This window comes from Nonomuraea sp. 3N208, from assembly GCF_052245935.1.
GTDB lineage: Bacteria > Actinomycetota > Actinomycetes > Streptosporangiales > Streptosporangiaceae > Nonomuraea.
The window spans coordinates 89,121-101,547 of record NZ_JBQQBR010000022.1; the positions used below are offsets into that span (position 1 = coordinate 89,121).

The following is a 12,427-nucleotide window of genomic DNA, read 5'->3' on the forward strand; positions in this document are numbered from 1 at the left end:
CATGGCCCAGCTCGACTCCTCGCCGTACCCCGACGACCTGCGCGAGGAACTCGCCGTCCAGCCCCGCGCGGGCATGTCGAAGCTCACGCTGGCGCTGGCCGCCGGCGTCGTGCTGGTGGCGGGGATCATCATCGGCATCCAGGCCGGCAAGCTGACCGGCGGCTCGGCCGGAGCCCAGCTGCGCGCCGGAGGAATGCAACAGGCGCCCCAGGGGTACGGCCCCGCGGGAGTGCAGCAGGCGCCCCCTGGGTACGGCGGCCGGCAGGGCGGCCTCGCCCAGCGCATGGGCGGCGGCGGCACGATCGGGACCGTGGAGAAGGTGGAGGGCGGCAAGATCTACGTCAAGACCATGGACGGCTCCACCGTCACGGTGACCACCACCGACCAGACCACCGTCCAGATCGCCAAGCCGGGCAAGGTATCCGATCTGGAGGCGGGCAGCACGGTCACGGTACGCGGCCGGCAGGGCGACGACGGCTCCGTCACGGCCGCCTCGATCACCCAGGGAGGCCAGGCCTTCCAGGGAGGCGGCCCGCGATGAGCGAACCCGAGGCGAGGCTGCTGGTGGTCGACGACGAGCCCAACATCAGGGAGCTGTTCTCGGCCAGCCTGCGCATGGCCGGGTTCGAGGTGCTGACCGCCGCCGACGGCATGGAGGCACTGCGGGTGGCCGAGGAGAGCTCGCCCGACCTGGTGATGCTCGACGTGATGTTGCCCGACCTCGACGGCCTGGCGGTCGCGGGCAGGCTGCGGTCCCGCGGCCGCCGGGTCCCCGTGCTCTTCGTGACCGCCAAGGACGCCCCCGAAGACAGGATCGCCGGGCTGGGGCTCGGCGAGGACTACGTGACCAAGCCGTTCAGCCTGGAAGAGGTCATCGCCCGGATCCGGGCGGTGCTGCGCAGGACCCGGCGCGGCACCCCGCCGCCTAACCGGCTGCAGGTGGCCGACCTGGAGCTGGACGAGGAGACCCACGAGGTCTGGCGGGACGGCGTCCCGGTGAGGTTGTCGCCCACGGAGTTCAGGCTGCTGCAGTACTTCATGCTCAACGTGGGCCGGGTGCTCTCCAAGACGCAGATCCTCGACCACGTCTGGAACGGCGACTGGCGCACCGACGTCGGCCTCGTCGAGTCGTACGTCTCCTACCTGCGCAGGAAAGTGGACACCGGCGAGCGCAAATACCTGCACACGCTGCGCGGAGTCGGCTACATCCTGCGCCCGCCCCGCGTATGAGGAAATATCTGGCGCGGACTCCGCTGTGGCTGCGGCTGGTCTCGGCCACCCTGCTGCTGGTCACCCTCGCCATCACACTGACCGGCCTGTTCGCCGTGCGATTGCTGCGCGGCTACCTCATCGACCGCGTCGACCAGCAACTGCGCGCCGCCAGCGCCCCGCGCGAGCTGCCCCCGCCGCCCGAGCCGCGCCCGGTGGGCGCGCGCCCGCAACGTTTCTTCGGGCTGTTCCACGTCGTGGTGCTGAACGCGAACGGCGCCACGATCAGGACGCTCAGCGAGTCGACCGACGAACACGTGCCCGCCCTGCCCAAGCTGGCCGCCGCCGACGTGCTCGCGCTCCAGGGCCGCCCGTTCACCGTCGAGTCGCGAGCGGCCGGCGGCCCGAGCTGGAGGGTCGTCGCCGCGCCCGGGCGTGAGGGCCAGAGCCGGGTGATCGCCGTCAACCTGGGCGATGTGGACGCCACGGTCTCGCAGCTCGCCCTCATCGTGGCGGTGGCCGGCGGCGGCACGCTGATCGTGCTCGGCGTCGTCTGCTATTGGCTGGTACGCCGCAGCCTGCGCCCGCTGCGTGACATCGCGCGGACGGCCAAGGACATCGCGGGCGGGGACCTGTCCCGCCGCGTGCCGCTCTGGGCGGCCACCACCGAGGTCGGCAAGCTCGGCCGCTCGCTCAACATCATGCTCGCCCGGATCGAGTCGGCCGCGCGGGAACGCGAGGAGGCGGCCGAGTCCGCCCGCCGGTCCGCCACGGCCGCCAGGCGCTCGGAGGAGCTGATGCGCCGGTTCATGGCCGACGCCTCGCACGAGCTGCGTACACCGCTGACGTCGATCAGGGGATTCGCGGAGCTGTACCGGCTGGGGGAGGAGCGGGACCTGGACGAGGCCGTACGGCTGCTCAGCCGCATCGAGGGGCAGGCGGCGCGGATGGGGCTGCTGGTGGAGGACATGCTGCTGCTCGCCCGGCTGGACCAGCGGCGCGAGCTGGCCATGCGGCCCGTGGACCTGCTGAGCCTGGCGGCCACGGCGGTGATCGACGCCCAGACGCTGGCACCCGATCGGCGGATCGAGCTCGTACGGCTGTTCGGGGGCGAGGGCGACGTGATGATGATCGGGGACGAGCCCCGGCTCGGGCAGGTGCTCGGCAACCTCGTGACCAACGCCCTCACGCACACCCCACCGGGCACGGCGTTCCAGGTGCGGGTCGGCGTGGACGGCGATCGGGCCGTGGTGGAGGTGGCCGACGAAGGACCCGGGTTCCCGCCGGAGGTGGCGGAGCGGGTGTTCGAGCGGTTCTACCGGGCCGACCCGGCACGCGGTGCGGGCGGGGCCGGGCTGGGATTGTCGATCGCGGCGACCCTGGTGGAGGCACACGGCGGGATCGTCACGGCGGAGTCCGAGCCGGGCAAGGGCACCCTGTTCCGGGTGATCCTTCCGGTGACTCACCCGAAGGCGTAGCCGTACAGGCCGGTGCCCTTGCTGAGCTGGCGGACCTTGCCCAGCCGCAGGCCCGGCCTCCTGGAGCCGGGCGCGTACATGATCAGCCCCTGGTCCGGCGCCGCCACCACCAGCCCGTACAGCGGCCGGCGCCGCTCCAGCGGACGGTAGCGCTCGCCCAGGGGCAGCGCGGCCAGCGAGGCGCCGAAGTCCCGCCCCTTGCCCTTGATCAGCAGGTTCCCGACCCTGGTCAGCCCGCCGGAGGGCCGGCCCATCAGCACCTGGACCGCCCGCTCGCCGGGCACGCCGATGGCCAGCTCGTCCCTGCCGTCGCCGTTGAAGTCCCCGGCGGCCAGCGACGCGCCGAACCGGTCGTAGTAGCGGGGCTTGCCGTCGAGCGTGTTCTGCGACCAGGCCTCGGTCTTGTCGGTGCGCAGCCCGTTGCGGGAGCCGTACAGGACGTCGACGGTGCCGTCGCCGTAGTCCAGGGCACGCTGGTTCTTGGTGATGCCCTCGCCGGGCACGCCGATGGCCAGGTCGGCCTTACCGTCTCCGTTGAAGTCCCCGGTGGCCAGCGCCGCCCCGAACCCGTCCCACTTCTCGGAGGCGCCCTTGATGCCGGGGCTGCTCTGGGTGAGCTGCCGCGCCCGCTTCCCCCGTACGTCGATCACCGTCACCGACCCCTGGCCGTCCAGCTTGACGCTGTCGGCGGGTGCCCCCACGGCCAGCTCGTCGCGCCCGTCCCCGTCGAAGTCCCCGGTCGCGAGCGAGGCGCCCCATTGGTCGGTCACGTTCGCCGCCTGCCGCACCCACGGCGTCTTCTGCGTGATCTGGTACGGCTTGCGGCCCTTCATCCAGTACACCGTCACCGCCCCGCCCGACCGGTGGTTGGGCGCCCCCACGACGAGCTCGTCCCGCCCGTCCCCGTCGAGATCTCCGGCGGCCAGCGAGGCCCCGAACCGGTCGCTCGACGGCTTCGCCAGCGCCAGCTCCTTGCCCTTGACCAGACCGTCCACGGACCCGTTGAAGAGCTGGACGACCCCGTTGCCGTCACCGAGGTGCACCCGCTCGCCGGCGAACTCCTCCGACACCCCGACGGCCAGGTCGGCGCACTTGTCGCCGTTGAAGTCGCCGACGGCCAGCGCCGACCCGAACGAGTCGCCCGGCTCCGCGCCGTCCTGGGCGAGCTTCACCTTCTTTCCCGAGCCGTACATCACGGTCACCGAACCGGCCCTGGCGTCGTCGTAAGGGGCGGCCACGGCGAGGTCCGGACGGCTGTCGCCGTCGAAGTCGAGAGCATGCCCGCCGCACGAGCGGGCGGCGGCGGGGGCGGCACCGGAAGCGAGGGGGAGAACCAGGCAGGCGGCGAGCAGCGCATTCATACTGGCAGTAATGTCCGCCCCGCACGAACCATGCTTTAACGCTGTGGGAACGTGCCAGGATAGATGGGTGGACATCGACCTCGCGGATCTGGATTTCTGGCGTAGGCCGCTCAAAGAGCGCAATGAGGCGTTCGCCCGGCTCCGGCAATTAGAGCATCCGGTGTTCTTCCCGGAAAAGAAGGTGCCGTTCCTGCGCTCGGGCAAGGGCTTCTACGCTCTCGTACGGCACGCGGACGTGGTCGAGGCCAGCCGCAACGCCAAGATCTTCTCCAGCGAGCCGGCGGTCACCAACCCGGAGCCGCCCGGCTGGGTGAAGCAGGTGTTCGGCGAGTCGATGGTCAATATGGACGACCCGCGCCATGCTCGCCTGCGCCGCATCGTCACCCGCTCGTTCAGCCCGAAGATGCTGGCGAATCTGCAGAGCGACATCGAGGGGGCCTGCGCCCGCATCGTCGACGACGTCGTCAAGGACGGCCCCCGCGACTTCGTCACCCAGGTCGCCGCCCGCCTGCCGATCCACGTCATCTGCGACATGCTGGACATCCCGCAGGAGCTCCGGGCCAAGGTCCACCAGCACGTGGACATCTCCACCGCCTACACCGGCCTACGCCCCAGCCTGGCCCGCAGCGTCCAGATGGCCGGCCAGAACATGCTGGCCCTGCTGGCGTTGCAGCGCATGGTCATCAAGCTCGGCCACGACCGCGTCGCCGACCCCAAGGGCGACCTGGTCTCCCTTCTGGTCAACGCCAACCCCGACGGGGAGAAGCTGACCGACAAGGAGCTCGGCTCGTTCTTCGCGCTGCTGCTGGTCGCGGGCAACGAGACCGCACGCAACACGATGGCGCACGGCATCAAGCTCCTCACCGACAACCCGGCGCAGCGTGAGCTGCTGATGAGCGACTTCGACACGCACATCAACGCGGCGATCGAGGAGATGGTCCGCTATGTCTCGCCCATCATGCAGTTCCGCCGTACGGTCACCGAGGACTACTCGCTGCGCGGCCTGGAGCTGAAGAAGGGCGACAAGGTCGTGTTGTTCTACGGCTCCGCCAACCGGGACGAGTCCGTCTTCCCTGACGCGGACGCGTTCGACATCACCCGCGACACCAAGCCGCACGTCGGCTTCGGCGGCCCGGGACCGCACTTCTGCCTTGGCGCGAACCTGGCCAGGCAGGAGATGCGGACGATGTTCCGCGAGCTGCTGCACAGGCTCCCCGGCGTGCGCTCGGTCGGCGAGCCCGAGCTGCTGTTGTCGAACTTCGACAACAGCGTCCGCAGTCAGGCGTTCACCTTCTAGTCCTCGTCGGCCAGGACGTTGGTCCTGATGGCGGCGAACGTGATCAGCGCCGACACCACCATCATCCCGGCGCTGATCAGCATGGCCATCCGGAACCCTGCGTCGAACACCGTGGGATTCTGGAACGCGTCGCCCACCAGCCCGACCGCCGGCGGCACCGCGGCCACCGCCAGCAGGCTCCCGGTGCGGGCGACCGCGTTGTTGACGCCGCTGGCGGTGCCCGCGTAACGCTCGTCCGCGGTGGCCAGCACGGTCGCCGTGAGCGGCGCGACGGCCGCCGACAGCCCCAGCCCGAAGACGGAGGCCGCGGGCAGGACCTGCAGCAGGTAGGAAGCGCCTGGCCCGATCGTGCTCATCCAGAGGAAGCCGCAGCCCGAGAGCAGGATCCCGAGCGTCATCGGCAGGCGTGGCCCGTACCGCTTGGCGACCTCGCCGGCCCGGGCGGACAGCAGGATCATCAGGATCGTCGTCGGCAGCATCGCCAGCCCCGCCGCGATGGGGGAGAACCCGGACACCACCTGCAGCTGCACGACCAGTAGGAAGAACACCACGCCCATGGCCGCGTACATGATCAGCGTCACTACGTTGACCGCCGTGAACACGTGGTTCCTGAAGAGTCCCACCGGCACCAGCGCGTCCGGCGACCGCCGGATCTCGAGCACCACGAACGCCGCCCCCAGCGCGAGCCCCACGACGAGCGGCACCGCCGCGCCGCTCTCGATCAGCCCGTACGTGACCCCGGCCAGCGCCAGCGCCGCCAGCACCGACCCCAGCACGTCGAAGCGCCCCGCCGCCTGCTCGTCCCTGCTCTCGGGCACGTGCCGCAGCGCGACCAGCACCACCACCAGCGCGAACGGCAGGTTGATCAGGAACGCCCACCGCCACCCCACCGTCTGCACGAGCCACCCGCCGAGCAGTGGCCCGATCGCGGCGGCCACCCCGCCGAGCCCCGACCACGCCCCGACTGCCCGCGGGCGGTCGTGGCGCACGAACGACGCCTGGATGATTGCCAGCGACCCCGGTGTCAGCAGCGCCCCGCCGATGCCCTGCAGGGCCCGGCCCGCGATCAGGAACTCGATGTTCGGCGCCAGCCCGCAGAGCGCGGACGCCACGGCGAACCACACCGTGCCGACGAGGAAGATCCTCCGCCGGCCGTACCGGTCGCCGAGGGACCCACCCAGGAGGATCAGCCCGGCGAGGGTGAGCGTGTAGGCGTTGATCGTCCACTGCAGGCCGGCCATGCCCGCGTCGAGATCCCGGCCGAGGAACGGCAGTGCGACGTTGACCACGGTGCTGTCGAGCAGGGCGAGCCCGGACCCGAGCACGGTCGCCAGTAACACCCACCGGCCGCTCGCCGACTTCAGCTCCAGGTGGTCGCCGCTATGAAGCTCTTGGGGGCCGAATGCCATGGCTCTGTCTCTCTTTCGGTGGTGACGCAGCGTTAGTCCAAGAGGACGCGGTGGCGGAGCAGGGTGAAGCCGGCTCGGCCGTGCATCTGGCGCATGATGCGTTTGGTCTTGGTGCTCACACCTTAGGTGCCGCCGTTGCGGAAAGAGAGATTCGGAATACTGGTGGTCATCATGGCTGGGTAACCCGTCGGTGTCGTCGTTCGGCCAGCTCCTCCGCGCTGACCACGGTCAGAATCGGGGTACCCGGCGGCGCGAACATGGTCACCACCAGCTGCGACTGCGCGTCCGGAAGGTTGTTGGCGCCCTGGAGGTGGATCACGTCGCCCCCGGGCTCGAACAGGGCGTCACCGGCCTTGAGCACCCGGGGCGGCTGTCCCTCCAGCTCGAAGAGGATCTCGCCCTGGGTCACGTAGCCGAAGAGTGGCCCGGGGTGCCGGTGCGGCGGCGCGCCGGGGTCACCGGGCGGCAGGGTGACCCGGATGGTCCTGGCCTCGGCGCCAGCCGGGATCCGGGCCGCCGCCTCCGGCAGGGTCGTGATCACCTCAACGCCTGGGGGCAGGTGTGCGTGCCCAGCGCTCATGTATTCCTCCATCCAAATAGGGACTGTCCACAGTAAGGACAAGACGGCCTCCCCGTTTGTGACGGCCCTACGCGGCTAACCTGCCCAGGCCGCGCCGGAGATCCGGTCGCGGTCAGGCCGCGGCCTCTGCCGAGGCGGTCCGACGGTCAGGAGTGGCTGCCGAGCGCCCGCAACACGAACTCGCACACCAGCGCCTGCGCCGCTTCCACCGTGACGGCCCCGCTGATGAGCGGCACCCGCTCGGCCCCGATGACGGCCAGGACCATGCGGGCGGTGGCCGGGACGTCGGCCACCCGGAAGTCGCCCGAGGCGATGCCGCTCTCCAGAATCTCCACGAGAATGCGCTGCATGGGCGCGACGTGCTCGGCCAGCTGCTGGTAGGCGTCCGGCCCCAGCGCCGCACTGAGGTCTGCCGCCCCCGGATGGGGATGCGCCAGCAAACCGGCCAGCTGCAGCCGCACGAAGGCCCGCAACCGATCCGCCGGCGACGCGCCCTCCGGCAACTCCCGCTCGTAGCTGTCGATGAAGTATTGGGTCACACGCTCGGTGAAGGCCAGCAACAACGCCGCCTTGTCCGGAAAGTAGTTGTACAGCACCGTCCGGGTGATCCCGGCCTCCCCGGCCACGTCCGTCATGGAGATGGCGTCGATGCCCTGCACGCGTGACAACCGCGAGACGGCCTGCAGGATGCGGTCACGCGTCTGGGCGCGATGCTCGCCGATCGTGGCGGCCGAGATGCGGGGCATAGGCCCATGGTAGGCCCGCACACCGGTTTAGCCCGGATCTTTCCGATCAGGCAGCTATGTGGGCGTTCGCCCATCCCGTCGCTGGTGCTCGGCCGAGACCAGAGCCCTCATGGCGACACCCTCGTATGGGTGTGCTTCTGTCTGAGGGCGCACCACATGCAGGCACAGCGCGTGCGGCAGCGCCTGGCCGAGGCCGGTCCTCGGATGGCCGAGCTCAAGGCCGAGTTCGCCGAACGCGTCACACCCTTGCGGGATCCTTATCGAAGCTGATCGGCGGGGCTCAGGCGGCGGTCTTGACGACGTGCTTCAGCTCGGCCAGCACTTCCGTGTTCAGCCGGTACGCCAACTTGACCTCGCGGATGATGCGCTGCCGCTCCTGCTCGTCCAGCTCCAGGGCGTCCAGGCGGGCGCGGTATTCGTTCTTGAAGCGCGGCAGGCTGCCCAGCTCGTCGAAGCGGTAGAAGTCGACACCGCCGCCCGCGCCGTACCCGTAGATCTTCTGCAGCTCCATGCGGATGAACTGGCCGCCGGACAGGTCGCCCAGGTAGCGCGTGTAGTGGTGGGCGATGTAGCCCCCGGGCCAGTCGGAGACCTGGTGGATCCGTGCGACGAGGGTTTGGGTGGACTTGGAGGGGATGATCCGGTCGCGCCAGGCCGGCCCGTAGATCGTCGTCAGGTCCCGCTCGAGCGCCGGCTCGCGGTACAACTCGGGGAAGACGAAGCCGCCGGCCACCGGGTGGTCGGCGAGCCGGCGCGACACCCCGTCGAGTGCGACGTAGGCGAAGTAGTGCTGCGCCACCATCTCGCCGTACTCGTGCTCGTTCAGCCGGCCGTCCATCAGCGCCGCCAGGTATCCCTCGGACTCGGCGGACTGGTGGTCGCCCCAGGTGGCGTTCCTCAAGGTTTCGGAGAACGGCGTCGTCACAGGCCACCTCTACTTGCGCTAACGTTTCATGACGAAGTGTCACAAACGCCGTCGTCGTACGTCAAGCCTTTGACGACAGTCCGTCATCAAAGCTCGCCTCCTCTCTCCTGTACCCCGAAAACGGGACGTCAAGAGGTCACTCGCTCGGGATGGCCGAGGGCGATCATGGTCAGGTTGCGCAGGGACGCGGTGCCGGGGGAGAAATAGTCGCTGTGGCCACCGGGGCCCACGTCGAAGACGCGGGCGCCGAAGCCTGGGCTCATGGGGTCGGTGCCGAAGCCGAGCGGGCCGATCTTGGTCTTTGGTACGAAACGGATCCAGTCGTCGTCGCCGAGTCCCGCCCACACGCGCGGCGGCAGGGCGGCGACCGAGGGGACGTCGAGGCCGGGGCTGCCGAAGACGGCCAGGTCGGTGACCGGTAAGCCGGAAGCGGCGGCTTCGGCGCACAGCACCGAGCCGTAGCTATGGCACAGCAGCACGATCGGGGCGTCCGTGCGGGTGCGCAGGCCGGCGACCGTGCGGCGCAGCTCCGCGGCGCCCTCGACGGCCGCGTCGTCGATGATCGCGCCCAGGCTCAGCGTCGGGGGAGAGTCGTAGCCCAGCCACGCCACCACCGCCAGCCGTTCCCCGGGCGCCAGCCGGGCCGCCTCCGCCAGCAGCGCCCGCGCCGCGCCGCCCGGTCGTCTCGTGCTGTCGTCGAACGTCGCCACCGTGGTGTCGGCGCCGGGCACGATGACCGCGACCCGGTCGGCCGTGGCCACGTCGCCGTAGGTCCTCACCAACCGAGCGCCAGGCTGTCCCGGCCACATCAGGAACGTGCCGGCCGCCGTAAGGACTCCCGCGAGTGCAAGCCATCTCAGCATGCCCGCGACGTTACGGAGCGTTGCCGGTCGTTCGCGTCACCGTGAGGTTTGAACTTGCGCGTAGTACCGGAGGGGGACCTCGGCTCACCCGGCTCACGTCCGGTTCGTGGCCGCCGGGCGCTCGGCGAAATGGCAGGCAGCGTAGTGGTCGCCGACGGTCTCCAGCGCGGGCTCCTCCTCGGCGCACCGTTCGGTCGCCTTCCAGCACCGCGTGTGGAACCTGCACCCTGGAGGCGGCGCGACCGGACTCGGCGGGTCGCCGGCCAGCATGATGCGTGACCGCCCCGCCAGGCGGCGGCTGGAGGCCATGCTGGAGCGCGGCTGCGCCACGGTGACGACGTTCATCCCGGCCGCCGCGCTGGGTTGCGAGGCGGAGATCCTGTTCTGGTTGTCGGTCGAGCCGAGCATGCAGGACAGCGTGGCCGAGGGCCTGGCCGGCGTGCAGGTGCTCGCCGTCAAACGCGGCTTCCTCATGGTGCCGTGGGCGGAGGACCGCGTCGCGGCGGCCCTGGCCTGACCCCGCTATCGCGTGTAGCGGTGTTTGGCGCCCGGAGGGAAATACTCCGGGTCGCCGGCCTCGCGCAGGCGGATGAACGGCATCTGCTGCGCCGGCGGCACGTACGCGGCGAACTCGCTGTTCAGCCGCAGCAGTTGGGCCAGGATCGACGCGCCTACGGCCTGCGCCGTCTCCTCCGACGGCTTCTCGCCCGGCATCAGCTCCACGGTCACCGTCAGGTGCCGGTCGTGCCGGGCGTCCTCCACCACCTCCATCACGAACTTGCCCGTCACCGAGCCGGCGACCTCGGGCTGCTCCAGGCCGACCGCGATGTTCTCGGGAAAGACGTTCGCGCCGTAGTAGGAGACGGTGAAATGGCTGCGGCCGAACACGTACACGAAGGGCCGCTCGGGGCCCTGGGCGGCGGGCTCGAAGCCGTGCCGCCGGACGAGGCCCAGCATGCGCTCGTACGGGATCACGCCGCCCTCGTCGGCGATGTGGTAGCGGATGAGCGGGATGCCGTTGTCGCCCGAGAAGAGCAACGTGCCCTCGTGCTCCTCGAAGAAGCGCACGTCCGGGTCGTACTGGACGAGGGTCGGCAGCCGGGACTCGCCGAACAGCTCCCTCGCCGTGTCCGGGCGGCCCGCCAGGAAACGGCGGATCTCCACCGACAGCGCGGTCTCGTTGCCCAGGACGCCCGCGTCGGCGGTGCCGTACAGGGAGGCGATGCCGCGGACCGGGTCGGCGATCCCGGCCCGCTCGGCGACCAGGGTGCGCCACTCCTCGCTGAACACCTCGCCCGCCGTCACGAGCTTGATGTTCCAGGCGGCCCAGGGCAGGTCCTCGGTGTCGATGACGTTCTTCAGAAACGGCGGGTAGCCCAGGAGGACGACCTGGTCGAAGTACGGGGCCAGCTCCGGCAGGACGCGCGCGATCTCGCGGCGGTCGGTGCCGGGTGCCACGGCCGTGATCGGATAGCCGCGTTCGGCCAGGTGGCGGCAGCAGTTGATGGTGAACAGGCCACCCACCCAGGTGCCGAGCGCGAAGCAGACCACGGCCAGCGTGCGGCGCTCGCGGGCGGCGAAGGAGTCGCGGAAGACCTCCTCGAACCGCGCGGCGATCACCCGCTCATCCGCCACCGAGCGCGGCCAGAACGATGGCACGCCCGTCGAGCCCGACGACACCGCGATCATGTCGCCGATCTCGCCGTTCCTGCAGAGGTCCGGCAGGGGGTGGCGAAGGGTGTAGGCGTCCTTCGTGGTCATCGGCAACCGCTCGAAGTCCTGAAATGTCGTGACCTTGGCGGGATCGATGTTGTTGTCCACGAGAAAGGCTCTGTAGGCGGGAACGGTCGCCGCCACCTGATGGAAGAGCTCAACCGGGTCCATCAGCCGACTGTACGGCGCTCACTCCCCAGGACGCACGAGCCCGCTCTCGTAGGCGTACACGATCGCCTGGGCCCGGTCCCGCAGCCCCAGCTTCATGAGCACCCGGCCGACATGGGTCTTGACCGTCTGCTCCGCCACGAACAACTTCTCCGCGATCTCCTGGTTGGACAGCGCCTGGGCGACCAGGGTGAGGACCTCGGTCTCGCGCTCGGTCAGCTCGGCCATCCGCCTGCCCGCCGCCGGCCGGGGCGTGCCGAGCTTGGCGAACTCGTGGATCAGCCGCTTGGTGATGGCCGGGGCGATGAGCGCCTCCCCCGCCGCCACCACCCGCACCGCCTCCGCGAGCTGCGCCGCCGAGGCGTCCTTCAGCAGGAACCCGCTGGCCCCTGCCCGCAACGCCTCGTAGACGTAGTCGTCGAGGTCGAACGTCGTCAGGATCAGCACCTTCGGCGGCAGGTTGCGTGAGGACAGCTCCCTGGTCGCCTCGAGGCCGTTCATGACCGGCATGCGGACGTCCATCAGCACCACATCGGGGGCCAGCGCCGCCGCCTGCTCCACGGCCTCCCGCCCGTTCGCGGCCTCGCCCACGACCTCGATGTCCGGCTGCGCGCTGAGGAACACGGTGAACCCCGTCCGCACCATGCCCTGGTCGTCGGCGATCAGAACCCGGATCAA

14 protein-coding genes are annotated in these 12,427 nt (G+C 70.4%); 5 read left to right on the plus strand and 9 right to left on the minus strand.

Annotated elements, in window-relative coordinates:
- Position 1: 1 nt before the first annotated feature.
- Genes ACTWPT_RS30940 through ACTWPT_RS30950 form a run of 3 tightly spaced genes read left to right on the plus strand, consistent with a single transcriptional unit; the run spans position 2 to position 2,687 of the window.
- Complete coding sequence (locus ACTWPT_RS30940; RefSeq protein WP_443181014.1) at positions 2 to 541, plus strand: hypothetical protein; 540 nt, start codon at positions 2 to 4, stop codon at positions 539 to 541.
- Entirely contained in the window at positions 538 to 1,230 is a 693-nt protein-coding gene (locus tag ACTWPT_RS30945) for a response regulator transcription factor (protein ID WP_443181015.1), read from the plus strand. Before ACTWPT_RS30940 ends, ACTWPT_RS30945 begins: the two co-directional genes overlap by 4 nt.
- Positions 1,227 to 2,687, plus strand: a complete 1,461-nt coding sequence (locus tag ACTWPT_RS30950; protein WP_443181016.1) for an ATP-binding protein — start codon at positions 1,227 to 1,229, stop codon at positions 2,685 to 2,687. The genes ACTWPT_RS30945 and ACTWPT_RS30950 overlap by 4 nt, the downstream gene beginning before the upstream one ends.
- Here ACTWPT_RS30950 and ACTWPT_RS30955 read toward each other — a convergent pair.
- Positions 2,672 to 4,048 (minus strand): FG-GAP and VCBS repeat-containing protein, encoded by a 1,377-nt coding sequence (locus ACTWPT_RS30955; protein WP_443181017.1) that lies wholly within the window; start codon positions 4,046 to 4,048, stop codon positions 2,672 to 2,674. The two genes, ACTWPT_RS30950 and ACTWPT_RS30955, sit on opposite strands and share 16 nt — an antisense overlap.
- A 67-nt stretch (positions 4,049 to 4,115) precedes the next feature.
- Here ACTWPT_RS30955 and ACTWPT_RS30960 point away from each other — a divergent pair, with 67 nt between their 5' ends.
- Entirely contained in the window at positions 4,116 to 5,345 is a 1,230-nt protein-coding gene (locus ACTWPT_RS30960) for a cytochrome P450 (protein WP_443181018.1), read from the plus strand.
- On the opposite strand, the gene ACTWPT_RS30965 is transcribed toward ACTWPT_RS30960, so the two are convergent.
- The 6 genes from ACTWPT_RS30965 to ACTWPT_RS30990 all read right to left on the minus strand — a co-directional run bounded on the left by ACTWPT_RS30965 (position 5,342) and on the right by ACTWPT_RS30990 (position 10,138).
- Positions 5,342 to 6,754 (minus strand): MFS transporter, encoded by a 1,413-nt coding sequence (locus tag ACTWPT_RS30965; RefSeq protein ID WP_443181019.1) that lies wholly within the window; start codon positions 6,752 to 6,754, stop codon positions 5,342 to 5,344. The two genes, ACTWPT_RS30960 and ACTWPT_RS30965, sit on opposite strands and share 4 nt — an antisense overlap.
- Before the next feature lie 169 nt (positions 6,755 to 6,923).
- The gene (locus ACTWPT_RS30970) at positions 6,924 to 7,334 is read right to left on the minus strand and encodes a cupin domain-containing protein (protein WP_443181020.1); all 411 of its coding nucleotides are present in this window, start codon (positions 7,332 to 7,334) and stop codon (positions 6,924 to 6,926) included.
- A 146-nt stretch (positions 7,335 to 7,480) separates the two neighbouring features.
- Complete coding sequence (locus tag ACTWPT_RS30975) at positions 7,481 to 8,080, minus strand: TetR/AcrR family transcriptional regulator (protein WP_443181021.1); 600 nt, start codon at positions 8,078 to 8,080, stop codon at positions 7,481 to 7,483.
- Between the two features lie 280 nt (positions 8,081 to 8,360).
- Complete coding sequence (locus ACTWPT_RS30980; RefSeq protein WP_443181022.1) at positions 8,361 to 9,005, minus strand: biliverdin-producing heme oxygenase; 645 nt, start codon at positions 9,003 to 9,005, stop codon at positions 8,361 to 8,363.
- Positions 9,006 to 9,133: 128 nt separating this feature from the next.
- On the minus strand, positions 9,134 to 9,868 hold the full coding sequence (locus ACTWPT_RS30985) for an alpha/beta hydrolase (RefSeq protein WP_443181023.1): 735 nt from the start codon (positions 9,866 to 9,868) through the stop codon (positions 9,134 to 9,136).
- Positions 9,869 to 9,961: 93 nt separating this feature from the next.
- Positions 9,962 to 10,138, minus strand: coding sequence for an oligopeptide/dipeptide ABC transporter ATP-binding protein (locus ACTWPT_RS30990; RefSeq protein ID WP_443181024.1), 177 nt, complete (start codon positions 10,136 to 10,138; stop codon positions 9,962 to 9,964).
- On the opposite strand from ACTWPT_RS30990, the gene ACTWPT_RS30995 reads away from it, so the two are divergent.
- Positions 10,137 to 10,385, plus strand: coding sequence for a hypothetical protein (locus ACTWPT_RS30995; RefSeq protein ID WP_443181025.1), 249 nt, complete (start codon positions 10,137 to 10,139; stop codon positions 10,383 to 10,385). The genes ACTWPT_RS30990 and ACTWPT_RS30995 overlap by 2 nt on opposite strands.
- A gap of 5 nt (positions 10,386 to 10,390) precedes the next feature.
- Here the strand turns inward: ACTWPT_RS30995 and ACTWPT_RS31000 are convergent, their stop codons facing one another.
- A complete protein-coding gene (locus ACTWPT_RS31000) occupies positions 10,391 to 11,752 on the minus strand; it encodes a phenylacetate--CoA ligase family protein (RefSeq protein WP_443181026.1) in 1,362 nt (453 codons plus the stop codon).
- Positions 11,753 to 11,770: 18 nt separating this feature from the next.
- Positions 11,771 to 12,427: a response regulator gene (locus tag ACTWPT_RS31005; RefSeq protein ID WP_443181027.1), complete on the minus strand. Its 657-nt coding sequence runs from the start codon at positions 12,425 to 12,427 to the stop codon at positions 11,771 to 11,773.

Bases quoted from the DNA above. Each gene is read 5' to 3' on its own strand.
- ACTWPT_RS30975 (WP_443181021.1), bottom strand. From the start codon at position 8,080: ATGCCCCGCATCTCGGCCGCCACGATCGGCGAGCATCGCGCCCAGACG.
- ACTWPT_RS30965 (WP_443181019.1), bottom strand. From the start codon at position 6,754: ATGGCATTCGGCCCCCAAGAGCTTCATAGCGGCGACCACCTGGAGCTG.
- ACTWPT_RS30995 (WP_443181025.1), top strand. From the start codon at position 10,137: ATGATGCGTGACCGCCCCGCCAGGCGGCGGCTGGAGGCCATGCTGGAG.
- ACTWPT_RS30985 (WP_443181023.1), bottom strand. From the start codon at position 9,868: ATGCTGAGATGGCTTGCACTCGCGGGAGTCCTTACGGCGGCCGGCACG.
- ACTWPT_RS30970 (WP_443181020.1), bottom strand. From the start codon at position 7,334: ATGAGCGCTGGGCACGCACACCTGCCCCCAGGCGTTGAGGTGATCACG.
- ACTWPT_RS30945 (WP_443181015.1), top strand. From the start codon at position 538: ATGAGCGAACCCGAGGCGAGGCTGCTGGTGGTCGACGACGAGCCCAAC.
- ACTWPT_RS30955 (WP_443181017.1), bottom strand. From the start codon at position 4,048: ATGAATGCGCTGCTCGCCGCCTGCCTGGTTCTCCCCCTCGCTTCCGGT.
- ACTWPT_RS31000 (WP_443181026.1), bottom strand. From the start codon at position 11,752: ATGGACCCGGTTGAGCTCTTCCATCAGGTGGCGGCGACCGTTCCCGCC.
- ACTWPT_RS30990 (WP_443181024.1), bottom strand. From the start codon at position 10,138: ATGCTGGCCGGCGACCCGCCGAGTCCGGTCGCGCCGCCTCCAGGGTGC.
- ACTWPT_RS30950 (WP_443181016.1), top strand. From the start codon at position 1,227: ATGAGGAAATATCTGGCGCGGACTCCGCTGTGGCTGCGGCTGGTCTCG.
- ACTWPT_RS30940 (WP_443181014.1), top strand. From the start codon at position 2: ATGGCCCAGCTCGACTCCTCGCCGTACCCCGACGACCTGCGCGAGGAA.